Source organism: Micromonospora sp. NPDC047670, from assembly GCF_043204915.1.
GTDB lineage: Bacteria > Actinomycetota > Actinomycetes > Mycobacteriales > Micromonosporaceae > Micromonospora.
This window is the reverse complement of record NZ_JBIDDA010000018.1, coordinates 68,164-91,714: the sequence shown is the minus strand read 5'-3', so window position 1 is coordinate 91,714 and position 23,551 is coordinate 68,164. Positions and strand designations below refer to the sequence as shown.

The window sequence follows — 23,551 nt, the reverse complement described above, 5'->3', positions numbered from 1 at the left end:
GATGTCGATCCAGTCGACCCCGCGGGGCGGGGTGCCTTCCACCCACCGGGCAGTGCCTCGTCTGCGAAGCGGCGAGGAACCGTCACCGGCGACGGCGACGGGCATGCTCCGAGTGGTCAGCGCCCGGTGGTTGGATTCCCGGCCAGGAGGCGGAGCGCGTCTTCGGAGGAATGATCGCGCGGGGTGTAGACCTCAAGGCGGTGATCAGGGCTGTCGGGCTGGAGCCAGACCTGGTAGTCGACATCGACGCGCCCGATCGTGGGGTGTTGCAGGTCCATCGGCCCGGTCGTGCAGTCGGCGACATCACCGGTGGCCCACAGTCCCGCGAACACCGGGCTGTGCATGGCGAGTTCGCCGATGAGTTCGGCCAGTCGCGCGTCGGTGGGATAACGCCCCGTGGTCAAGCGCAGGTAGCCAATGTGGATACGGGCTAGCTCATCCCAGTTGCGGTACAGATCGCGGTGCAGCGGATCGAGGAAGAACATCCTCGGAATCGACGGCCGCGTCTCCGGCGTCGTCGGGGCATCGTAGTCCAGGTGTTCGGCGAGCAGGAGATGCCCGCTGCGGTTCCACCCGAGCACGTCACCGCGACGCCCCAGGACGATTGCGGGCACGCTCTCGCCGAGCGAGCGCAGCAGAGTGAGCACTCGCGGGTGCGGTGTCTCCGGCTCGGGTCGTGCCAGTCGGGATACGCCGGGCCGGTGGGCGAGATTGTGCAGATGCGTCGTCTCGGCCTCGTCGAGGCCGAGCACCCGTGCGAGGGAATCAAGGACCTGAGTCGAGGCGGTACCGGACTGGTCCTGTTCCAGCCGGGTGTAGTAGCCGACACTGACCCCGGCGAGTTGAGCGAGTTCCTCGCGGCGCAGGCCGGGAACGCGGCGGACCGTCCCATAGCTACGCAGGCCTGCCTCGCGCGGGGTGATCCGGTCGCGGCGGGTCTTGAGGAACACGCCCAGGGTCTCGGTCTGCACGCCCTCAATCGTAGGCAGGGCACTCGGCTCGTGCCTGCACCTGGCAGGTGTACCCATGCCAGAGGACTGGCTGGCTCCGGCAACCGCTTCCAAGATCCAGGGCATGAGTCAAAGCAACGATTCCACCCTGACCGCCCCGACCGCCTCGTCAAGGAGCGCAACCGAGACGCTGCGGGCCAGCCGGCGCGCATGGTTCGGCCTGCTTGTCGTCCTCGGCCCGGTGCTGCTGGTCTCGATGGACGGCTCCGTGCTGTTTCTGACGATGCCGACGATCACCCACGCACTGGCGCCGAGCGCGGAGCAGGCCCTGTGGATCCTGGACATCTATGGCTTCGCGGTCGGCTCCTTACTGATCGCCTTCGGCAACCTCGGCGACCGCTACGGCCGGCTCAAGCTCCTCATGATCGGCACCGTCGTGTTCGGCATCGGTTCGGCCGGCGCCGCGTTCTCACCGTCGCCCGAACTGCTTATCGCGTTCCGGGCGCTGATGGGTCTTGGAGGGGCAACGCTGCTGCCCTCGGGGCTGGCGGTGCTCAGCGAGCTGTTCGAGAACCCGCGGCAGCGCGCACAGGCGATCGGGATCTTCGCTGCGACGTTCGCCACCGGCTTCGCGGTCGGCCCCATCCTTGGAGGGCTGCTGCTGAGCCGCTTCGACTGGGGGTCGGTGTTCCTCATCAACCTGCCCGTCGTCGCGATCTTCCTCCTCGCCGCCCCCTTCGTTCTCCGGGAGGTCAGAGCCACCCGTACCGGCAAGGTCGACCTGCTCAGCATCATCCTGTCCGCCGGCGGACTGCTGCTGTCCGTCTACGCGGTCAAGGAACTGGCCGCCCACGGCCCCTCAGTCGTCGTGTTCGTGACCGGGGTCGTCGGCGTCGGAGTCCTGGCCTGGTTTGTTGCCCGTCAGCGAGGACTTGAACACCCGCTCGTGGACGTGACCCTGTTTCGCGAGAGGGTCTTCACCGTTGCCATCGTCACCGGCGTCCTGTCGCTGTTCGCGTGGTCCGCCGCCGCGTATCTGACCGGCATCTACCTGCAATCCGTGCTCGGTCTGCCGGTTCTGACGGCCGCGCTCCTCGCGCTGCCCGGCGCGGCTGTGCTGACGGCAGCGTGCATCCTGACGCCAGCGTTCGCGGATCGGATCGGCAGACGCGCGGCCCTCGTCATCTGTCACTTCACGATGGCCGCGGGCCTCGCCCTGCTGCTCCTCACCACCGTCACCGGCGGGATCGGCTGGTTCATCGCCTCCACCGCGATCGCGGGCATCGGCTACGGCATCAGTTTCGCCCTCGTCGCCGACACCGCCGTGGGTGCTGTCCCCATGACCCGGGCCGGTTCGGCAGGGGCCATCGCGGAAACCTCCAACGAGATCGGCAACGCCCTCGGCATTGCCCTGCTGGGTTCCACCGCCGCGCTGATCTTTCGACTCGCCGGCCCCGACATCGCACCGACCCTGGACGAAACCCTCGACACCGGAGCAACAGGAGCCGTCATCACGCAGGCCAAGGGAGCCTTCCTCGTCGGCTTGCACGTCGCGATGGGTATCGCCGCCGTGCTCTGCGCCGGCCTCGGCGTGCTCGCACTCCGCTGGATACCCAAGAGGTGACGAGCTCGCAGGGATCTAGGCCAGCTGCCCCATGGCGTTGTGCTTGCCCGGCCCCATGCCCATGCCGTGGCGTGGGGCCGGCGGGATGCCGGCGGCGAGAATCGCCGCCACGGCCGTACGACTGTTGACCCCCAGCTTGGCGAAGATCCGGTGCAGGTGTGCCTCGATCGTCCGGGGACTGAGGAACAGGCGGCGAGCTATCTGGTCGTTGGTCAGCCCGGTGGTCACCATCTGCGCGACCTCGAGTTCGCGGTCGGTCAACGCGCGCTGGTCCGGGCGCCCGACACCACCGTCGGTCGCGGCGCGGGCGCGTTGCCGCGGGCGGCGCGAGTTCATTCGCCGCTCCTCGCGGACGGCCTCGGCCAGGAACAGCTCGGCGCCGCACTGTTCGAACAGGGACCGCGCCCTGGCGAAGGCCGCACGGGCCGGCCCGAGCCGGCCCGCCGAGCCGAAGGCGACCGCGGCGGACAGGTGCGCCCGCCCGGCGTACAGGCGGGTTCCCGCCGGCTCGAAGAGGGCTGCCGCCCGGAGCGCGGCGTCCGCCGCGGTCGCCGGGTCCTCCCCGGCGACCGCGCTGGCGTGGGCGAGGTGGGCGAACGCCCTCGGCAGCGCCAGCGAGGACGGCGCCGCGCGCTCCGCGCACTCCGCCCAGCCGCGGGCGGTGGCAGCGGCACCCCGCTCGGCGTCGGCGACGGCGAGCAGGTAGTACCAGAAGCTACGGGCGACGGTCAGCTCGCCCACGTCGTGCGCCGCCCCTGCCCCGAGCAGGTCGGCGCAGTCCGCCGGTTCACCCGCGTGCAGTCGGGCACAGGCGAGGGTGATCCGTGCGAACCTGCTGTACCAGCCCGTCTCCGACTGGGCGCACCGGAATGCCTCTGTCGCGCCGGTGACCGCTTCCGGTAGCCGGCCCCGCCAGGTGGCGATCCAGGCCGTTTGGGTCAGGGCGAGCGTCCGGAGGGTCTCACTGTCGGTGACCTCAGCCGCCGAGAGGGCCTCCCGCGCGCATTCGGCTGCCGCGTCGAGGCGCCCCAGCAGCGCGTACACGGTGGCCTGCCCGTACAGCAGGTGGGTGGCGAGGTGGTTCTGGCCGCCGACCCGGGCCAGTTGCAGGCCCCGGGCAAGATGACGTTGGGCCGCCTCGAACCGTTCGAGGCCGATCTCTGCCCAACTGACGAACCACAGGGCCTCCAGGTTGGACCGCAGGTCGCCGTCGGGAAGGGCGTCGACGTGCGCTGCGGCGTCATCGGCGAGGGTGGACGTCTGGACGGTGAACGCCTCGGCGGCCACCCGGGTGGCGACGCTGACCGCCAGTGCCGCCGCCAGCAGGGCCGGATCGCCCACCTCGGCGGCGAGGTCCCGGGTCTCGTCGGCCCAGGTCGGGCCGTCCGCCGGCACCCGATCGCAGAGCCAGGTCGCGGCGAGTTCCAGGCGGAGCCGCACCGCCGCAGCGGTACGCCCGTCGGGCAGGGCCTCGATCTGCCGAACCAGTCGAGCCCGGGCCTCGACGTGCCGGCCGAGCAGTCGGTCGACCAGGGCGGAGAGCGTGGCGACCTCGATCCGCTGCTCGACACTTTCGGCCGGTAGGCACCGGCGCACGTCGTGCAGCAGCTCGCGGCTCAGCCGGAGCCGGCCGGCGACCGCCAGGGACCGGGCCCGCAGGATCTTCAGCTGCCGCTCGAGGGCGGAGCTGTCCTGGTCGTCGGGCAGCAGGCGCAGCGCCACCGTCAGCCAGTGGGCGCTGGTGCCCGGCGCGGTCTCGGCGGTGGCGGACGCCGCTGCGACGAGGGTGTCGACCGCCGCCCGCTCGCCCGGCACGGCGTAGCGCTCGACGTGGGCGGCCCGTGCCGAGGGCGCGGCGCCACGTTCCCGCAGCACGGCCTCGGCCGCGCGGTGCGCGTCGAGCCGCCAGACCGGGCTCGCCGCGCCGTACGCCACGACCCGCAGGAGTGGGTGGCGGTACCGGAAGCCACCCGCCACCGGTCGGATGAGATCGCGGTCGACCAGCGCGTCGAGGACGGCGTACACCTCGCCGGGCGTGAGCCGGCAGACGGTGGCGACCAGGCCCGGGTCGAAGCGCTCCCCGGCGAGGGCCGCGGCGGACGCGACCACGATCTGCCGCGCGGACAGGCCGTCGAAGTCGGCCGACAGCGCGGCGTGCGCCGGGCGCGGCAGCTCCAGGTGGAGCAGCGCGTCACGACAGGTCGGTGCGGGTGGTGGGAGGGCGGGCGGCTCGGTGCCACGGTGGGCCAGGGCCAGTGCGGTGAGGTACAGCGGGTTGCCGTCGCCGGCGGCGAGCACCGCCTCCCGGCACCGCGACGGCACCCCCCACGAGTCCACCAGCTGCTCCGCGTCGCCCGAGCGCAGCGGGGCCAGGTCCACGATCGTGGCGTCGTCGCGCCGCTCGGCTTCGGCGACGGCGCGCAACAGCCGCGCGGGTGCCTGTCTGGGGCGCAGCGCCGCGCCGACGAGAAGCCGCCCTCTGCGCGGGCGGCGCAGCAGTTGCTCGAAGAGGTCGACGGAGTTCTCGTCGGCTCGGTGCAGGTCGTCGAGGAGGACCAGCCCCGCCGTCTCGGCGCTCACGGCCTCCAGCAGGGCACACACCGCCTCGTGCACCCGCCGGGGCTCGACGGCCAGGTCCTCGACCGCGGGATCCGGTCCGGGTAGCAGTAGGGCGGCGGTCCGGGACAGCCGGCGCAGGACCCGGACGTCCGCCGGCCGCAGGCCGGCGGCTCCCGCCGCGCCGACCGCGCGAAGGCAGTCCTCGACCAGGTCGCGTACCGCCCCGAACGGTCGGCCGTCACCGATTCCGCGCCCCCGGAGAACGCGGAGGCCCACACCAGCGGCGAATTCACCGAATTCCCGCAGCATTTCGGTCTTACCGATACCGGGGTCACCGTACAGAACGAATGTGGCGCACCTGGCCACGTCGCTTCGAATGCATGCCTCCCGCAGCATGCGTGTTTCGCCCGATCGCCCCACAAGTCTGGCCATTGTGGCGGACTTCGCCGAGTTCCGCGCCTCTGACAGCTCCGGTGAAAGACGGGGAGGTCCGTTGCCCATGCGGAAATGCTAAGGCGAGCACGGGGCGTGGGAAGCGACGTTTATCCGACGACAACCGCCCATCTAGATCAACGCGTCTCAGGTTTCTCGCGCACCGTCCAGGTCGGCCCACCACCGGCCGGTCAGGGCTGGGCGGGCAGGAATTCGGGGCGGCGTTCGATGCGCGCCCGGTCCGCCTGCGAGGCGAAGTGACGGTCGATCCGACGGGTGGCCTCGGCCCACTGGCGCATGGTGCGCACCGGGGTCAGCGTGTCCACCACGAACGGATCGTGCCAGCGCTCGACCGCCCGCCGCCACAGCTCCGCCGGTGGATCCGTCAGCAGGTTGCCGACGGTCCCCTCGTACGCCGGCATGGCGCGCGCCGCACCGTCGGGCTCGACCTGCAGGGCCGGGAAGAACTGGCCCCGGCGGATGCGGTCCGGGTGCATCTGCAGCGCCAGGTTGTCCGTGGCGGTCACCTGGACCGACGGCGGCGCCAGGGAACGCAGTCGCTCGGCGAACGCGGCGCTGCCGAGCAGCCCGACCTGCTCGTCGGTCAGCAGTTCGTGCTCGGCGACCCCGGGCCGGCTGGCCAGGCCCTCGGGCACCACCGCGCCGAGCGAGACGAAGCTCAGCTCGGTGAAGCGCGGCGCGATCCGGGTGCAGAAGTCCTCCGCCTGGTGGAAGTTGCTGCGCACCAGGACGGAGTCGATTCCGAAGCTCGGCGGATCTCCGCCGTCCCGGCGGAGCCTGCCGATCTTCTCCTCGAGCAGCTCAAGCGTGGCCATCGCCCGGTCGAACGAACCCCGCCGGCCCCGGATCCGGTCGTGCACCTCGGCCGTCGCGCCGTCGAGGCTGACGCTCACCCGGAAGAAGTTGCGGACGATGTCGTCGACCATCGCCGGGCGGACGGACCAGCCGCCGGTGAAGAGCGCGACCTTGATGCCCGCGTCGACCATCCGTTCGGCGACTTCGAACACCCCGTCCACCAGGAGCGGCTCCCCGCCGGCCAGGGAGATTCCGTACGGGCGCATCGCGATGATCCGGTCCGCGACGCGCAACATGTCCTGCCGGCTGAGCTGCCGGCTCGGCCGCCGTCCCGACTCCGAGTAGCAGTGGAAGCACCGCAGCGGGCACGCGTAGGTGATGTCCCAGATGATTTCGAGAGGACGATCGGGTATCTCCATGCGGCGCTCCTGGCAGGCGGTGGGCGGGTCGGACGAGGTCGCGGCCACGGGTGGTCCGGACGGGAACGGTCGACGGTCAGGCCGCGGAATGCGGGTCGAGCAGGACCAGCAGCTGCCGGTGGCCCGTCGTCGACACGCTGGGGTGGACGTCCTCGACGAGCGTCAGGCCGGGAAACCGCCGGACGAGGGTCCCGATGGTCAGCCGGGCCTCGGCCCGGGCCAGAGCCGCTCCGAGACAGTGCTTGCGGCCGAGGCCGAAGGCGAGGTGGGGATTGTCCGGCCGTCGCGGGTCGAACACCTCCGGGTCGGGGAAGCGGGCGGGGTCGCGGTTGACCGCCCGCATCGCGCAGTGCACGCCGGTACCCGCGGGCACCGGGACGCCGGCGACCTCGGTGTCCGTCCTCGCGTACCGGGAGGACAGGGCGGCCGGCGTGACGAACCGGAGCAACTCCTCGACCGTGGCGTCCAGCCGGCCCGGGTCCTCGACCAGCCGCTGCCACCGGTCCCGCGGCCGCAACAGGGTGGCGATGCCGCTGGCCAGCAGGGTCGTCACGGGACGGTTCCCGGCCACGAGCAGCAGGCGGACGGCGGACAGCACATCCGCCTCCGACGTCGACGCCCCCTCCGACCGGGCCATCGCGCTGATGAGGTCGTCGCCGGGGGTGCGGCGCCGCTCGGCGATCAGCGCCCTGAGGTACTCGGCCAGCGCGAGCCCCGCGCTCCTGGTGACCGGCGTCGCCGCGCCCAGCTCGGCTATCCACCCGTAGACGTAGTCGCGGATGTAGCGGCGGCCGTCGCGCGGGACGCCGAGCAGCTCACAGAGCACGGCCACCGGGAGCGGGCGGGCCAGGGAGCTGAGGGCGTCGACCGGCACACCGGTCGGCACGGCGTCCAGCAGCGCGTCGACCTCGCCCTGGATCCGGGCGGCCAGCGCCGTGACCCGTCGGTGGGTGAGCTGACGAGTGATCATCCGCCGCAGCCGTCGGTGCTGCTCCTCGGGGAGGAAGAAGAGATCCTCCTCGTCGAGGAGGTCCTCGTCCGTCCGCCGGCCGGCGCGCGCCGCCAGCGCCTGCGGGGGCTCGCCCATCAACCGTGGGTCCGCCAGCGCCTTCGCCGCGGCGTCGTACCCGGCGAGCAGCAGACCGGTCTCCCGGCCGCCCATGTTGACCCGGTGAACCGGTCCGGCCTCGCGGATGCGACGGACCGTGTCGGCGGCGGCCAGCATCCGCGCGGTGATGACGGGCAGCCCCATCGGGCACCGCTCGGCGCCCACGGTCGCCGCCAGGTCGGGACTGCCGGCTCCGGCGTCGACCGGGTTCGCATCGATCGCGGTCATCGAGATAAGCCTTCCTGCGGTGGGGACGGGGGACTCGGGGGTCTGCCGGCTCTCAGCCGGTCGCGGCGAGGAACTGGGTGGCGGCCAGCTCCGCGTAGAGGGGGTCCGCCTCCACCAGCTCGGCGTGGGTGCCGACGGCCTGCACCACGCCCCCGTCGATGACGACGATCTGGTCGGCCAGGGTCACCGTGGACAGCCGGTGCGCGACCACCAGGACCGTGGTGGTGAGGGACGCCTCCGCGACCGTCTCCCGCAGCGCCGCCTCGTTGACCGCGTCGAGTTGGGAGGTGGCCTCGTCGAGCAGCAGCAGCCGGGGGCGGCGCAGGAGCGCGCGGGCGATGGCCACGCGCTGGCGCTCGCCGCCGGACAGCTTCGTGCCGCGGTGCCCGACCAGCGTGTCCAGACCGTCGGGGAGCTGGGCCACCAGCCCCTCCAGCCGTGCGATGTCCAGCACCCGCCGCAGGTCCTCCTCGGCGGCGTCGGGCGCGCCGAGGAGCAGGTTGTCCCGCAGGGACCCGGAGAGCACCGGCGCGTCCTGCTCGACGTATCCGATCGCCGCCCGCAGCTCCGGCAGGCTCCAGCCGGCCACGTCGCGTCCGTCGACGAGGATGCTGCCGGCGGTCGGTTCGTAGAACCGCTCGATGAGCGAGAAGAGGGTGGTCTTGCCGGCCCCGGAGGGCCCGACGAACGCGGTCATGCCGCGCGGCGGGACGGTGAACGTCACCCCGCGGTGCACGTCGGGCAGGTGCGGCGCGTACCGGAAGTGGACGTCACGGAACTCCAGGGCGGCCGGCGGCGCGCCCGGGGGCGGTGGCAGGGCCGGCGAGACGGGTGGCTCGGCGGGGAGCCGCTCCGCCTCCTGGATGCGACTGACCGCGGCGGCGCCGACCTGGTACTGGCTCATCGCCCCGATGAGCGACTGGACGGGCAGGACCAGGTAGTAGACGTACATCAGGAACGCGATCAGGGTCGCGACGTCGATCGCCCCCGAGGCCACCCGCGCCCCGCCGACGGCGAGGACGGTGAAGAAGGCCACCTGCATCGCCATCTCGGCGGCACCGCCACCGATCGCCAGCCACCGGGCCGCGCGTACGCTGGCCCGCCACGCGTCCCCGGCGGCGCCGTGGACCAGCGCCTCCTCGCGGTGCTCGGCGCCGGACGCCTTGACGGTACGCAGGGCGCCGAGCGCCCGCTCCAGCGCGGCACCCATGGCCCCCACCGACCTCTGCGCCTCCCGGCTGGCGCGGTTGACCCGGGGCATCGCGAGGCGGACGACCGCGAAGGCGAAGACCAGCACGCCGAGCGTCACCGCCAGCAGCACCGGGTCGAGCAGGCCCATCACCGTGCACGTCGCGAGCACCATGACGACACCCGTGACCGCCCCGACCAACGACTCGGTCGCGACCTGGCGCAGCAGGGTGGTGTCGGAGGTGACCCGCGACATGAGGTCGCCGGGCTCGGCGTGGTCCACCGCGGAGATCCGCAGCCGCAGCAGGTGCGAGACCAGACGCCGCCGGGCGGCGAGCACGATCGACTCCCCGGTCCGGCGCAGCACGTACACGCCGAGGGGCCCGCTGATCAGCGTGACCACCACGAGCCCCACCATGACGAGGAGGACGGGTGTGGTCGGCTGCCCGGCGGCGAGCCGGGCGACCAGGTGCCGGACGGCCAGCGGCAGCGTCAGCCCGACCGCCCCGGTGGTCAGGCTCAACAGTCCGCCGAGCAGGAGCCAGCGCCAGGACGGACGCAGGTAGCGCAGCATGACCCGCCACGCGGGAGCGGCGGCCCGGGGTGGGTCGCCGCCGGTCGGGCCGGCTGCCGGGGCGGGACCGGATCGGGCCGCCGCCTCGTCGCGCTGGGCTTGGTACGTGGACACGACATTCCTCACCGGGTGCGGGGACGGGAACGACACTGCTGTGCGGCGGTGTCGGAGACCGGAGGCCCGGCCCCCGACACCGCACGCACCCTGCCCCCGGCCTGGACGCGGGGTCAGGCGCCGAGGTCTCAGTTCTCGGCGGCACACGTGCCGGCGTACGACGTCACGTGGCTGTAGCACGGGTGGCGCGTCGCCTGCGGCGCGCTGAGCGCCTGGAGCTTGAGCACGTAGGCCATGTCTGGTCACCTCCCTTCTGAGTCGCCGCCCGCGGAGGGCCGGGGCGCGGTGGTCGACGCGTTCCGGTGAACGCGACGTCCGGCGGGACGTGCCGTCCACGCCGGTGATCGGGGCTCAGGAGAGCGGCGCGGCCAGGGCGTCGTGGTGCCCGCCGCCCCCGCCGCCTCCTGCCGGTACGAACGCGGGCGCCCGCAGGTCGAGCAGGGGGACGACCGACGTGCTGTCGCCGAAGGCAACCCCGAGGGCGGCGAGGATGCCCGCCGCGCCGGTGGTGAGGTCCATGGACAGCCGCAGCAGCTGGTTGCCGGGGAAGGCCAGGTGCCCCCGGTACGACAGGGCGTGCCAACCGAGCCGGCGGATATGCTCGGCGACGACGGGCTGGTCCTCGGGCCTACCCAGCAGGCGCAGCGCCGCGATCGTGCCCGCCCGGCCCAGGAACAGGAAGGGATGGCGGACGAACGGCGCCCGGCAGGCCCGGCGGGCGCCGTCGACGACGTTGTCGAAGCCGGGCTCCGGCCGGCGTGCGAGGTACCGGGAGAGGACCAGCGCCAGCCCGATGCTGCCACTGCTGAGATACGCGTGGTAGCGGTTGCCCTCCAGGAGCTGGAACGTGCCGTCGGCCAGGACGTGGCCGCGGTCGACCTCGCGACGCAGCGCCCGCCCGGCCAGGTCGAGGTGCCGGGTCTCCCCCGTCGTCTCGTGCAGCTCCAGGAGGTACAGGGCCACGCCGGTGAGCCCGTGCTGGAGCCCCACCCGGCCGTCGGGGCGGAACATCCCGGCGTCGCCGGCGTCGAGCTGCACCGCGAGCCGCCGGCCGAGGTCCAGGGCCTCCGTCCGCAGGTCCTCGTCACCGGTGACCCCGGCGAAGTGCAGCAGGCTGAGGCCGGCTCCCGCGAGGCCGCCCTGGATGCCCGGGGTGACGAGTTCCCCGTGCAGCTTGCGGGCGCGGTCGAGCAGCTCCAGGGCGTCCTCGCGGCGGCCGAGCGACTCCAGCACCGCGGCCACCCCGTGCAGCCCGTCCAACAGTCCCGGGCGCGGGTCGGCGCACCGCCGGGCGGCGGCCGTCAGCCAGTCCAGGTACTCCGGCGGAACCTCGCACCCCACCTGGTGCATCGCCCACAGCACCCCGGCCGCGCCCTGCCCGACGGTGAACCCGCCGGAGACGAACAGCTCCGGGTCGCCGGGGAAGAGCCGGTCCGGCCGGTCGGGCGTGGCACTGGCGGCGATGCCGGCCACGATGGAGTCCCGGATCGCCGGCCAGTCGGGCTGCGCGGCGGCGAACATCCGGGCCGGGGCGTCCTCGCCAAGCGGGCCGCGACCGGCGCCGAACCGGCGGAGCATCCTCGGCCCGAACCCGGCGGGGACCGGGAAGTGCTCGGTGACGGCCTCGGTCAGCGTCGCGAGCTTGACCGGGGAGCGCTCCGTCAGCGGACTGATCGGCAGGAAGACCCACTGCCGAAGGCAGTTCAGGACGTAGTCGTCGGCCTCGCGGCCGGAAAGTGTCGGGGGCGCGGTGAAGCCGGGTGTGGCGAGCCCGGCGGGCTTCGTCCGCGCCAGGTCTGACGCGATCTCGAAGTCGACGAGGACGACGGCGCCGTCCGGGCGGACGATGACGTTTCCGGGGTGCAGGTCGCCGAAGCGTACGCCGCGCGCGTGCACGGACATCAGCGCGTGGTCGACCCTGGCCAGGACGTCCGTCGCCCAGGCGGTGTACGCGGCGAGCGCCGCGGCGGTCGGGTCGGGGCCGACCAGCGGGTACCGCGCGAACACCTCCTCCATCAGGGTCTTGCCCTCGATGTACTCCTGCACCAGGAAGTGGTGCTCCCACACCACCAGGTGATCGAGGAGACGGGGGACGCAGTCGAGACCCCGCAGGCGCTTGAGGATGTCGCGTTCCCGGGCGAGTCGGGTGACGGCGTCCGTGCCGGTCCCGTCGAGTCCCGCGTGGGGGCGGGCCTCCCGTAGCACCACGTACCCGCTGGAGTCCCGGCTGCGGGCGAGGTACACCCCGCCGCCGTTGGAGAAGTGCAACGGGCGCTCGATCTCGTAGGGAAATCCGCCCTCGCCGCCCGCCTCCAGCTTCGCGAGCGACGGGTGCAGCACCTCCGGCACGGTCACCCACTCCGGCACCGTGAAGAACGGGCTGCGGTCGTCGGGCACCAGGCGCCCGTCGGGGGCGCGGACGGCGTGCACGAGTTCCCCGTCCGGGGAGGTGTACGTCATCCGGCGGAAGGCGCCGTACCGGACGTACACCGGCGAGTCCGCGTAGCGCAGGTCACTCAGCACGTACGGGCCGGTGAAGCCGCGCAGCAGCGCCGCCAGCTCCGGCAGCACCTCGCCGAACCGGTCCTCGTCCGGCGGGTACACCGTGATCAGCTTGCCGCTGCCGCCCCGGTCGGCGTACTTGCTGTTGAGCAGCTCGAACGCGGTGCGGCTGCGCAGGTACTTCAGCGGGATCCCACGGTCGAGGCAGAAGCCCACCACCAGGTCGCAGACCCGGTCGGCCGTGTCGACGGCCGACGAGACATGGATCTTCCAGCCCTGCTCGGGCAGGCTCACTCCGGGCGGCTGCAACACGACCCAGAGGTCGCTCTCGCGGGCACGCCACCCGTCCGGCAGCGGGCGGCGGTTCACCGCGAACCGGCTGCTCCGGTCGTCCATCCGCCCGGGCGACTCGAAGAACAGCGGATCGGCCTGGCAGTAGGCGAACAGCTGGGGAAACGCGGCGTCCATCGGTGCGACTCCTGCGGGATGAGAGGGTGGCGAACCTGTCGGACCGGGCGTTACGCGGCGGTCGCCGCGGGTGGACCGGCCGGCTGGAGGACGATCGGGAGTTCGAGCAGGTAGCGCATGCGGTTCTGCCGGTAGTGCAGGTCGCGGGTGTCGACCGCGAGCCGCATGCCGGGAAAGCGGCGGGCGAGGGTACCGAAGGCGACCTGCGCCTCGGCCCTGGCCAGCGCCGCCCCGACGCAGTAGTGGTGGCCGTGCCCGAAGGAGAGGTGCGGGTTGACGGACCGGCCGATGTCGAGGGCCTCCGGGTCGGTGAACCGGGCCGGGTCGTGGTTGGCGGCGATCAGCGACGCCGCGACCAGGCTGTCCGCGGCGATCGTCCGGCCGGCGACCTCGATCGGTGCCGCGGCGATACGGGCCAGTCCCACCGGGAAGGGCGTCACGTACCGCATCAGCTCCTCGACGGCGGTCTCCACCAGGCCGGGGGCGTCGACCAGGCGCCGCCACTGGGTCGGCTCGCCCAGCAGCGCCGCCACGCCGTTGGCCAGCAACGCCATCGGGGCGCGGTGGCCGCCGACCATGATCCACCGGGCGGCGGAGACGAGGTCCGCCTCGTCCAGCGCCGCGCCCTCCGCCCGTACGACCGCGCTGATCAGGTCGTCACCGGGCCGTGCACGACGGGCGGCGATCAGCTCGCCCAGGTAGTCGTCGACGTCGCCGTGCGGGTCGGGGGGCCATTCCCGCATCCGGCGGATCAGCCAGTCCTCGACGTACCCGCGGTCCGCCTCCGGGACGCCGAGCAGTTCGCACAGCACGACGATCGGCAGCGGACGGGCGAACGACTCCACCAGGTTCGTCACCGCGCCGGGGTCGATCGCGTCCAGAAGCCGGTCGGTCTCCCGCTGGATCCGGGGCCGCAGCGCGTCCACCCGGCGCGGGGTGAGGTGCGGGGCGACCAGCCGCCGCAGGCGAGCGTGCAGGTCGGCGTCGATGGTCACCAGATCCTGCTCGCCCCGGTGATCGGTGTTCCCACCGGGCGGTGACAACCGGAACCCGGCCGTCATCTCCAGCTCGCCCATCAGCCGCGGGTCGGCCAGGGTCGTCGTGGTGACCTCGTGCCCGGTGAGCACCCAGGTCGGCGTGGTGGCGACCAGCGAGACGCGGTGCACCGGGCCCGCCGCCCGCAGCTGACCCAGGGTTTCCGGGTCGTTGAGCAGCGCGGGGGTGAGCGCCGGCGGTCTGGCCTGGCACGACGACGCGTCGTCGAGGTTTCCGGCGACCCGGTCGAGGAACGACCCGAGGGCCGGCAGGTCCGCCGCGGCCGGCGGGAGCAGGAGGGTGGGGCACGACACCCACTCCGCCTCCGGCGGGGTGGCCGGCAGGTCGAACGCCACGACGGCGGCGACCCGCTCCGGGTGCCGGTCGGCGACGGCGAGGCCGGCGACGCCGAGAGGGCCGGCGCCGACCAGCACCGCCCGGTGTGGACTTTCCGGACGCGCCAGGAAGTCGACGATCCCGATGAGCGGTTCGGCCGCTTCCGTCGGCAGCGTGACGGTCCGCACCGGCCGGCCGGTCGACCGGCACGCCGCCGCCAGCCGGTCGGCCGCCGGTCCGTGGCCGAACACCACGACGTCGACGCCGCCGGTCGGGCGGTCCTCATCGATCTGCATGCCGGAAGCGTGTCCGTCGCGGGACGCCCCTAGCATCGGGGAAACACCGCGAAGCCGAAGGGTAGCGCTCCGTAGGGCGGGGGCGGACGGGATCCTGCCGCCCCCGGCGCCGGCGGCGCTCGGCGCGGCAGCGACCGACCCACCACGGAGCCCGGCCACCAGTCGGGCGGCGCTCGTCTCACCAGGGCGTACGTCCGGCCGCCGCCGTGCCGACCCGAGCCGTGGAACCGACCGGCGGACGACGGCCCACCGAGGGATAGGGGTCTTCCCGATGCTAGGGAGGCGCGCCGGCCCCGATGCTGCCTGCCATGGCACCCACGCGTGACGCAGTCGCCGGAGCGGACACCCGCCGGCGCGACCGGCCGGTGACCGCCCTGGCCGTCGACGGGACGGACCCGACGAGTCTCCTTCGGCTGGGCCTGGCGTTCTGCGAGTCGAAGGCGCTGCTCAGCGCCGTGGAACTCGGCGTGTTCGACGCGCTGCACGAGACCGGGTCATCGGACGTGGACGCGCTCGTCGCCCGGCTCGGCCTGCACCCGCGTGCGGCCCGGAAGTTCCTGGACCTGCTGGTGGAGCTCGGGCTGCTGACCCGGGCGGCGGGCCGGTACGCGAACGGACCCGGCGTCGCCCGGCACCTGCTGCGGGGTGACACGTCGCCGATCCGCGACCTGCTCGACCGCGCGAACCGCATGCACTACGCCGCCTGGGGCGGGCTCACCGACGCGCTGCGGACGGGCGGCAGGCGGCCCGAGGCGGACTACTCGGTCATGCCGCAGGATCCGCAACGGCTGCGCCGGTTCCTCCGCCTGATGGACGCCCTGACCACGCCGATCGGTCCCCTGCTCGCCGAGGCCGTCGACTGGGCCGCCGTGCGCCGGGTGGCTGATGTCGGCGGCGGGCGCGGCCACCTGCTGTCGTACGTTCTGACGGCTCACCCGCACCTGTCGGGTGTGGTCTTCGACCTGCCGCACAACGCCGGGCCCTTCGCCGAGTACGTGGCCGCGCGCGGACTGGCCGACCGGATGACGTTCCAGCCCGGCGACTTCTTCGCCGATCCGCTGCCGGCCGCCGACGCCCTGATCTTCGGCCACGTGCTGCACGACTGGTCCCCGCAGCGGCGTACGGTGCTCGTCCGGCGCGCGTACGACGCGCTCGGCGGCGGTGGACTCCTGGTGGTCTACGAGGGCCTGCTCGGTGCGGACGCGGCCGAGGAACAGCTGCCGCGCCACCCGGCCACCCGCGAGGAGCAGCCCGACGTCAGCGACAACCCGGTGGCTGCGCTGGACATGCTGCTCTTCGGCGAGGGCAGCTCGGAGTACACCGAACGGGAATGCCGCCAGCTGCTCACCGAGACCGGCTTCGACCTCCTGGCGGTGCGCCCGCTCGGCGAGCGGGACACGCTGGTGGTGGCGCGGAAGCCCTGAGCAACCGCCTCCGGGGAAACCCGGGGAAAGGCGCGCCGGTCGTACTTGTCGACGACCGGCTCGCCGTCGTCGGCCGTTACCGCGTCACGCTGCCGCAGCCGGCGAGTACGGCCAGTCCGGTCACTGCGAAAAGATTGCGACGCTTCACGAGAAGGATCGTCCTTGTAGGGCCGGCGGGTCACCTCGGGGTCCGATCACTGACGTAACCCTGGTGTCGACAGCGACCCGCCCTCGGAGGTCGCCGCCGAGGCGATCATCCAGCGGCCACGCGTCAGGGCAGGATCTCGACGTACCCGTCGGTCCCGTGCACGCGGATCCGCTGGCCGTCCCGGATGAGCCGGGTGGCATCCGCCACACCGACGACGGCCGGCAGGCCGTACTCGCGGGCGATGACCGCGCCGTGGGTCATCAGGCCGCCCACCTCCGTCACCAGCCCCGCGATCGCGACGAACAGGGGCGACCAGCTCGGATCGGTGTAGGCGGTGACCAGGATGTCGCCCGCCTCGAGATCGGCCTCCGCGATGTCGAGGATGACGCGGGCCCTCCCCTCGACGGTCCCGGCCGAGACCGGTAGGCCGATCAGGGCACCGGCCGGCGCGTCGTCGCGCCGGTACGCCCCGGCGACGGCCTCGCCGTCGGACGTGAGGACCCGGGGCGGCGTGAGCGCCCGGTACGACCGGAACGCGTCCTTGCGGCGCTGGATGAGCTGGGCGTCCACCCTGTTCGAGCGCACGACGTCGTGGAGTTCCTGGAACGTGAGGTAGAAGATGTCTTCCCTCTCGGCGAGCACGTTGGCCCGCACGAGGCGCTCGGCCTCTCCCAGCAATGCCTGCTTGTAGACGAAGTAGCGGCTGACGATGCCGTACTTCGGGTACTCCCGGTACCCGATGAAGGTCCGGACCCGGTCGATCATCCGCTTGGCCTCGTCGGCTTTCTGCTGCCCGTCCGGCAGGGCCCGCAGGCGCGAGAGCACCTCCCGTTCCTTCCTCTGCGCCTCCTGCCGGCCCCGCTCGAAGCGCCGCTCGGCGGCGCCCGGCTCGAAGTTCCTGACGTTGTCGAGGATCAGGGGCACGAGCGTGATGGGGCGTTCGCTCCAGCGCGGCCTCGTGATGTCGATCTCGCCGACGCAGCGCATGCCGTACCGGTCGAGGTACGCCTCGATGGCGGCGCGCGCCTCGGCCCCGCCCGCGAGCTTCGGCAGCTCGCCCAGGAAGCCTTCGTCCTGCACGCCCCGCAGGAACGCCACCACCTCCGGATGCGGACGGATCACGTCGGCGACGTCGAGCAGTGCCAGTCCCATCTGCGAGGTGATGTTGTTGGGGGCGGACAGGGTGAGCGTGTCGGCCGCGTTCTTCTCGCCCAGCCACTCCTGTAGCTGGTCGTTGAGCCACCAGGTGGCCTCCATCCCCGCCATGATCGCCTGCATGCTCAGCGGATCGCTGAGGACTCGCTTGTGCTCCTGGAACGCCTCCAGCAGGAAGTCGAACAGCGCCGGTCCGGTCTTCGTCCGGATGTCGCGCCGGAGGGCGGCGAGGGACGCCTGGCTGCGCTCGATCAGCTCGGTGACGATGGCCGGGTCGGTCTCGATCGGGGCGGACGCGCCGCTGGCCGGCGGCCCGCCGGGACCCGCGTCCGGCAGCGACGGGACGAAGTCGCCGCGGTCGAGGACGGTCTCCAGGGCGTCCCTGACCAGCGGGTCGCCCCGCCCGATCACCTCCAGGAGGCCGGCGCGGCTCGCGGGCGAGGCCAGGCCCCGGGTGACGTCGACGAACAGCCGCCCGCCGGCCTCGTGCATCGGCACCATGGCGGTCAGCTGCCACACGGAGAGCCCCAGCGGCTTCATGGGGTCGGTCATCATCTGTTGGTGGCCGACTGAGACGTAGACGTGGTTCTCCGCGTCGCGGGCCGCGGGGATGGGGAACAGCGTGGTGATCGGCCGGCTCTGGACGATCTGGAAGTCGTCGTCGACCAGGCACCACTCGATGTCCTGGGGGCGGCCGAAGTGCGCCTCGATCCGCCGCCCCAACTGCACGAGCCGCACGACCTGCGCATCCGTCAGCGCCGGCTGCTCCTGCCGCTGCGGGTCGATCGCCACTTCCCGCGTACCGCCACCGGGCAGTGCGTGAACGGCGCGCTGCTTGGCGGCGATCGTCTTGGCGACGATCACGTCGTCGCGAACCGTGAAGACGTCCGGGTTCACCAGGCCGGAGACCAGGGCCTCGCCGAGGCCGAAGCCGGCGTCGACGGTGGCGACCTTCCGATTGCCCGTGACGGGGTCGGCCGTGAACAGGATGCCGGCCGCGTGCGGGAAGACCATCCGCTGCACGACCACGGCCATGTGGACCGTACGGTGGTCGATGCCGTTGCGCTGGCGGTAGGTCACGGCCCGCTCGGTGAACAGCGACGCCCAGCACCGGCTGACGTGTTCGAGGATCGCCGCCGGACCCACGACGTTCAGGTACGTGTCCTGCTGGCCGGCGAAGGAGGCCGTCGGCAGGTCCTCCGCCGTTGCGCTGGACCGGACGGCGTAGGCGGCCCGCTCGCCGAGCCGGGCGAGCGCCCGGGTGATCGCCGCCGGGAGACCGCCCGGGATGGCGATCCCTTCGATGCTGCGGCGGATCTCCGCGCTGAGCGTGCGGATCGCCTCCCGGTCGTCCGGGCTCAGGCGCGACAGCTGATCGAGCCGAGCGCCGACCGACGGCGCTTCCGCCACGACCCGCCGGAAGGCGTCCGTCGTCACGCAGAAGCCAGCCGGCACACGGACACCATCGATCCGCGACAGCCCGCCCAGGTGCGCGCCCTTCCCGCCGACGACCGCGACCTGCGTCTCACCGACATCGTGAAGGTCCAACACGTACTGCTCGCTCATCGCGACACCGCCGCGGCGGTCGCGCCCCGTCCCACCGCGCCGGCCGGTCGGCGCACCGGCGCCTCCAGCTCCGTCGAACCTCCTGTTGGACCGCGTCGCCTACACGTCGACCGCACCACGCGCACCTCGTGCCCCCCATTTCCGCAGGTGATTGCCTCGGGCGAGGATTCTGGGCCACCACACCGGTCTTGCCGCAAGCCCCCGGGTGGGCTATACGTTAGAAGTGGCAAGGAGAAGGGTCTCCTTGCCTTTCGCTTTGCCGTCCGCGGGAACTGACAGCTTCTCGCGACGCGCCTCGCACGGCGGTACGCGTCGTCGGCCCAGGCAGGTGTCCCAACGGCCTCCGAATGCCGCCGCAGGACCAGGTTTCTCCCCTGTCACCGAGGCGGCGGCGGCCGACAACGCGACCGTGACGGCGCTGGACGGACCGACCGCCGCCCGTGCACGCGGCTGTCAGCGCTGTGGCCGCGCGTCTCTCCCCCGGCCGGTCACCGGCCCCGGCGCGCTCCGCCCCGCGCCCCGGCGGCGCGCCAGCAGGTCTTCGGCGATGAGCAGCCCGGCGGGGATGAGGCCCAGGAGGAAGCCGCTGGGACCGACGACCAGCTCGCACCCGACCGCCCAGCCGGCCACCACCCAGCCGACGTAGGCGGGCGCCCGCTCCCCGCGCCGTCCCAGCCGCGCCAGCAGGAGGCCGAACAGGACCAGAGGGACGACGAAGCCCCCGGGCAGCGCCCAGAACACGGACAGGGAGGCGTCGCCGCCCTCGCCCGACCGCAGCCCGCCGGTGAGCCACTCGCCCCAGTACGGGTGGGGCAGGAAGACCGCGGTGTGCAGGACGCCGATGGCCGCCATCGACCATCCGGCACCAACCGTCAGACGCTTCTTGATCATGCCCCCAGCCTCCGCCCCCCGCCCCGGACCGGGCCTCCCCCGTGGGAGCGGCTCCTCTCCCTCCCGGGAGGGAGAGGAGCCCACACAGCTCGCCACTGCCCGCCCACGGTCACGGCTGAAAGCCGCCAGCAATCGCCCGTCGACCGCAGTTGGCTCGACGGATGCCGACTCGCACCGATCCGACCCCCACCGCCCATCGCGCCGTCCACAGCTCACCCCTCCCCGGTTGGTTGGCCGTGGTCTCGGTGGCGATGGGCATCTTCGTCATCGTCACCGCCGAGATCCTTCCGATCGGCCTGTTGACCTCGATCGGCTCCACGTTCGGCGTCTCCGACGGCATCGCCGGTCTGACCATGACCATGCCGGGCGTGCTGGCGGCGGTGTCGGCACCGACCGTCACCGTCGCCGTCGGCCGGCTCGACCGGCGGATGCTGCTGTGCGGCCTGATCCTGCTGCTGGCCGCGGCGAACATCATCGCTGCCGCCGCGACGTCCTACCCCGTCCTGATGGCGTCCCGAGCGCTCGTCGGCATCGTGATCGGTGGCTTCTGGTCGATCGGCGCGGGCCTCGCCCCGCGGCTGGTGCGGCCCGAACGGGTCGGCGTGGCAACCGCGGTGATCTTCTCTGCCGTACCGCTGGGATCGGTCTTCGGCGTTCCGGCCGGGACCTTCATCGCCCAGTTCGGTGGCTGGCGCACCGCGTTCATCGTGCTCGGGGCGCTCACCGTGGTCGTGCTACTGGCGCTGGTCGCGGTGCTACCGCCACTGCCCGCCGCCCAGCCGGTCAGGCTCGCCGCCCTGGTGGATCTGGTGCGTGGTCGCACCGGCCGCACCGCACTGATCCTGACGGTCCTCATCGTGACCGCACACTTCGGCACGTACACCTACGTGTCCCCGTTCCTGCAGCACGTCACCGGCGTCGGCTCGGTCACCCCGTTCCTGCTGGTCTACGGCATCGCCGGCGTCCTGGGCAACTTCGTCGCCGGCACGACGGTGCGACTCCGCCTGCGGGCCACCCTGATTGCCAGCGCGGTCGCGCTCGCCTCGGCCACCGGGCTGCTGCCCATGCTCGGCACCGCAACGATCGGCGCGGTTGTGCTGCTCGCGGTATGGGGCGTCGCCTACGGGGCCGTTCCGGTCTGCTCGCAGTCCTGGTTCGCGGCTTCGGGCACGGGCCCGACCGAGGCCGCGTCCGTGCTGTTCACGTCGTCGTTCCAGGCGACCATCGCGCTCGGCGCGCTGCTCGGCGGCGTCGTGGTCGACGCGACGTCGCCGTCGATGCTGATGGTGATCGGCTCGGGCATCGCCCTGCTCGTCGCCCTGCTCGCGGCGAGGCCGACCGGCCTTCCCAGGCCCGTACGGCAGTCGCCACCGGTCGCGGGCGACGCTGGCCGCCCCACCGAGGCGAGTATGTGACCAGCCGGCCACGACGCTGGTCATTCGTTGGCCGATCGCCCCTCCGGTCCGTCCGGGGACCGGAGGGGTCCGCCGGTGTCGCGGTAGCGGTCGTCGTAGGCACGGTGTCGTCCCCGGGCTGTGGCGGGGCCGGCCGGGCCCGGGGCGGGAGGAACGCCGCGGCCTCCGCCCGCTCCAGGCGAACCGACCGGTGTTCAGGATCCCCACCGGCGGCACCCGGCCGTGCACGGCCACGAACCTGCCGGGCGGCCGGGTTCAGCCGGGTGCGACCTGAGACGGATCACCGGGCGGCAGCCGGGGCACGCCAGGCGGCGCCGCGCAGCAGACGCAGGCCGTTGAGGGCGACGAGAACGGTGGAACCCTCGTGCCCGGCGACACCCAGCGGCAGCGGCAGGTAGCCGACGACGTCCCAGGCGACCAGAACGGCGATCGACGTACCGGCGATCACGAGGTTCGCCACGACGATCCGGCGGGCGCGCCGGGCGAGCCTGAGCAGCGCGGGCAGGGCGCCGAGGTCGTCGTGCACCAGCACCGCGTCGGCGGTCTGCAGGGCCAGGTCCGCCCCGCCCTGCCCCATCGCGATGCCGACGTCGGCGCAGGCCAGGGCGGGCGCGTCGTTGATGCCGTCGCCGACGACCAGCACCCTGCGCCCGGCATCCTGCAGGGCGCGGACGCGGGCGGCCTTGTCAGCCGGTAGCAGCCCGGCGTGGAGGGCAGCGATGCCGAGCTCGTCGGCGAGCCGGGTGGCGGCGCCGGCGTTGTCGCCGGTGAGCAACTGCGGTTCCTGCCCGGTCAGGGTGGTGAGAGCCGCCACGCTGGACGCCGCCTCCGGACGCTTGCGATCGGTCAGGGTGAGCAGGCCCACCGGTGCGCCGTCGACCGCGACGAGCACGGCGGTGTGGCCGTCGTTCTCGGCGGCGCGGACGGCGGCCTGAGCCTCGGCACGTCCGGTCTGCGGCAGGTCGTCGAGCAGGGCAGGACTGCCGACACGAACCCGGCGGCCCGCGACGGTGGCGGTGACGCCCCGGCCCGGAAGGGCGGTGACGTCGTGCACGGGCGGAAGCGGCAGGTGCCGGCGCCGGGCCTCGGCGACCACGGCGGCGGCGAGTGGGTGCTCGCTGTGCTGTTCCGCCGCCGCGGCGAGGCGGACCGCCTCGTCCTCGTCGGTGCCGAACGACCGGACGGACGTGACGACGGGCGCGCCTTCGGTGAGGGTGCCGGTCTTGTCGAAGACGACGGTGTCGACGTCGGCGAGCTTCTCCAGGACGACGGCCGACTTGACCAGTACGCCGTGTCGCCCCGCGAGGGCGATCGCCGAGAGCAGGGGCGGCATGGTCGCCAGCACCACGGCGCAGGGAGACGCGACGATCATGAAGGTCATCGCCCGCAGCAGGGTCGGTTGCAGTGCCGCGCCGAGGACCAGCGGGACGACGAACAGCGCGAGGGTGGCGACGACGACGCCCACCGAGTACCGCTGCTCGACCTTCTCGATGAACAGGTGGGTGCGAGCCTTGGTGGCTGACGCCTGCTCCACCTGAGCGACGATGCGCGCCAGCACCGTCTCCCCCGCCGGGCGGTGCACCCGCGCCAGCAGCGCCCCGGTGCCGTTGACGGTGCCCGCGAAGATCTCCTCGCCCGGGCGCCGATTCACGGGCATCGGTTCGCCGGTGATGCTGGCCTGGTCGACCTCGCTCGTTCCTTCCACGATCACCGCGTCCGCGCCGATGCGCTCGCCCGGACGTATCAGGATCACGTCGTCGACCCGCAACCGGGCGGGGTGGACGGCCTCCTCGCGTCCGTCGGCGATCCGGGTGGCCTGCTCGGGAGTCAGGTCGAGCAAGGCACGGACGGAGTCGGCGGTGCGTGCGGTCGCGAACGCCTCCAACGCTCCCGAGGTGGCGAAGATGACGATCAGCAGGGCACCGTCGAAGACCTGCCCGATGGCGGCGGCGCCGACTGCCGCGACGATCATCAGGAGGTCGACGTCCAGCGTACGGCCACGCAGGGCCCGCAGACCTGACAGCGCCGGCTCCCAACCACCCGCCACGTAGCAGGCGAGATATAGCGCCCACCACAGCGGCGCCGGTGCGCCTGCGAGGTGCGCGGCGCCACCGAGGGCGAACAGCACCAGAGCCGTCGCCGCCCACCGCACCTCGACCAGGGCCCACATCCGACTTCGCAGGGAGCGGGCCGGTGAGGCGTTAGCCGCCAGGACCCGGGCCCGATGAGATGTCGTCGTCACGCCCGCAGCATACCTGCGAAGGTACGCATACAGCTGAACAGGTAACCAGAAACGATGACGG

13 protein-coding genes are annotated in these 23,551 nt (G+C 73.0%); 3 read left to right on the top strand and 10 right to left on the bottom strand.

What is annotated here, in order from left to right; genetic code table 11:
* Window positions 1-116: 116 nt before the first annotated feature.
* Window positions 117-971: a helix-turn-helix transcriptional regulator gene (locus ACGF7U_RS28785; RefSeq protein ID WP_393111951.1), complete on the bottom strand. Its 855-nt coding sequence runs from the start codon at window positions 969-971 to the stop codon at window positions 117-119.
* 55 nt (window positions 972-1,026) lie between these two features.
* Here ACGF7U_RS28785 and ACGF7U_RS28780 point away from each other — a divergent pair, with 55 nt between their 5' ends.
* Window positions 1,027-2,574, top strand: a complete 1,548-nt coding sequence (locus ACGF7U_RS28780; protein ID WP_393111949.1) for an MFS transporter — start codon at window positions 1,027-1,029, stop codon at window positions 2,572-2,574.
* Between the two features lie 15 nt (window positions 2,575-2,589).
* Here ACGF7U_RS28780 and ACGF7U_RS28775 read toward each other — a convergent pair whose 3' ends face one another.
* From ACGF7U_RS28775 to ACGF7U_RS28750, 6 genes are all read right to left on the bottom strand, one after another.
* Window positions 2,590-5,565, bottom strand: coding sequence for a LuxR C-terminal-related transcriptional regulator (locus ACGF7U_RS28775; RefSeq protein WP_393111947.1), 2,976 nt, complete (start codon window positions 5,563-5,565; stop codon window positions 2,590-2,592).
* Between the two features lie 191 nt (window positions 5,566-5,756).
* The gene (locus tag ACGF7U_RS28770; protein WP_393111945.1) at window positions 5,757-6,800 is read right to left on the bottom strand and encodes a radical SAM protein; all 1,044 of its coding nucleotides are present in this window, start codon (window positions 6,798-6,800) and stop codon (window positions 5,757-5,759) included.
* Between the two features lie 76 nt (window positions 6,801-6,876).
* Window positions 6,877-8,136: a cytochrome P450 gene (locus tag ACGF7U_RS28765; protein ID WP_393111943.1), complete on the bottom strand. Its 1,260-nt coding sequence runs from the start codon at window positions 8,134-8,136 to the stop codon at window positions 6,877-6,879.
* A gap of 52 nt (window positions 8,137-8,188) precedes the next feature.
* A complete protein-coding gene (locus tag ACGF7U_RS28760; RefSeq protein WP_393111941.1) occupies window positions 8,189-10,012 on the bottom strand; it encodes an ABC transporter ATP-binding protein in 1,824 nt (607 codons plus the stop codon).
* Between the two features lie 351 nt (window positions 10,013-10,363).
* Window positions 10,364-12,982 carry a class III lanthionine synthetase LanKC gene (gene lanKC / locus ACGF7U_RS28755; protein WP_393111939.1) on the bottom strand — a complete coding sequence of 873 codons (2,619 nt, stop codon included), beginning with the start codon at window positions 12,980-12,982 and terminating at the stop codon, window positions 10,364-10,366.
* 50 nt (window positions 12,983-13,032) lie between these two features.
* Window positions 13,033-14,649 (bottom strand): cytochrome P450, encoded by a 1,617-nt coding sequence (locus tag ACGF7U_RS28750; protein ID WP_393111937.1) that lies wholly within the window; start codon window positions 14,647-14,649, stop codon window positions 13,033-13,035.
* Window positions 14,650-14,957: 308 nt separating this feature from the next.
* Here ACGF7U_RS28750 and ACGF7U_RS28745 point away from each other — a divergent pair, with 308 nt between their 5' ends.
* Window positions 14,958-16,073, top strand: coding sequence for a methyltransferase (locus tag ACGF7U_RS28745; protein WP_393111935.1), 1,116 nt, complete (start codon window positions 14,958-14,960; stop codon window positions 16,071-16,073).
* A gap of 271 nt (window positions 16,074-16,344) precedes the next feature.
* On the opposite strand, the gene rph is transcribed toward ACGF7U_RS28745, so the two are convergent.
* Window positions 16,345-18,942: a rifamycin-inactivating phosphotransferase gene (gene rph, locus ACGF7U_RS28740; protein WP_393111933.1), complete on the bottom strand. Its 2,598-nt coding sequence runs from the start codon at window positions 18,940-18,942 to the stop codon at window positions 16,345-16,347.
* Between the two features lie 453 nt (window positions 18,943-19,395).
* Complete coding sequence (locus ACGF7U_RS28735) at window positions 19,396-19,833, bottom strand: DUF6463 family protein (RefSeq protein ID WP_393111931.1); 438 nt, start codon at window positions 19,831-19,833, stop codon at window positions 19,396-19,398.
* Between the two features lie 161 nt (window positions 19,834-19,994).
* Here ACGF7U_RS28735 and ACGF7U_RS28730 point away from each other — a divergent pair, with 161 nt between their 5' ends.
* On the top strand, window positions 19,995-21,248 hold the full coding sequence (locus ACGF7U_RS28730; RefSeq protein WP_393111929.1) for an MFS transporter: 1,254 nt from the start codon (window positions 19,995-19,997) through the stop codon (window positions 21,246-21,248).
* Between the two features lie 280 nt (window positions 21,249-21,528).
* Here ACGF7U_RS28730 and ACGF7U_RS28725 read toward each other — a convergent pair whose 3' ends face one another.
* On the bottom strand, window positions 21,529-23,490 hold the full coding sequence (locus tag ACGF7U_RS28725) for a heavy metal translocating P-type ATPase (RefSeq protein ID WP_393111927.1): 1,962 nt from the start codon (window positions 23,488-23,490) through the stop codon (window positions 21,529-21,531).
* Window positions 23,491-23,551: the final 61 nt, after the last annotated feature.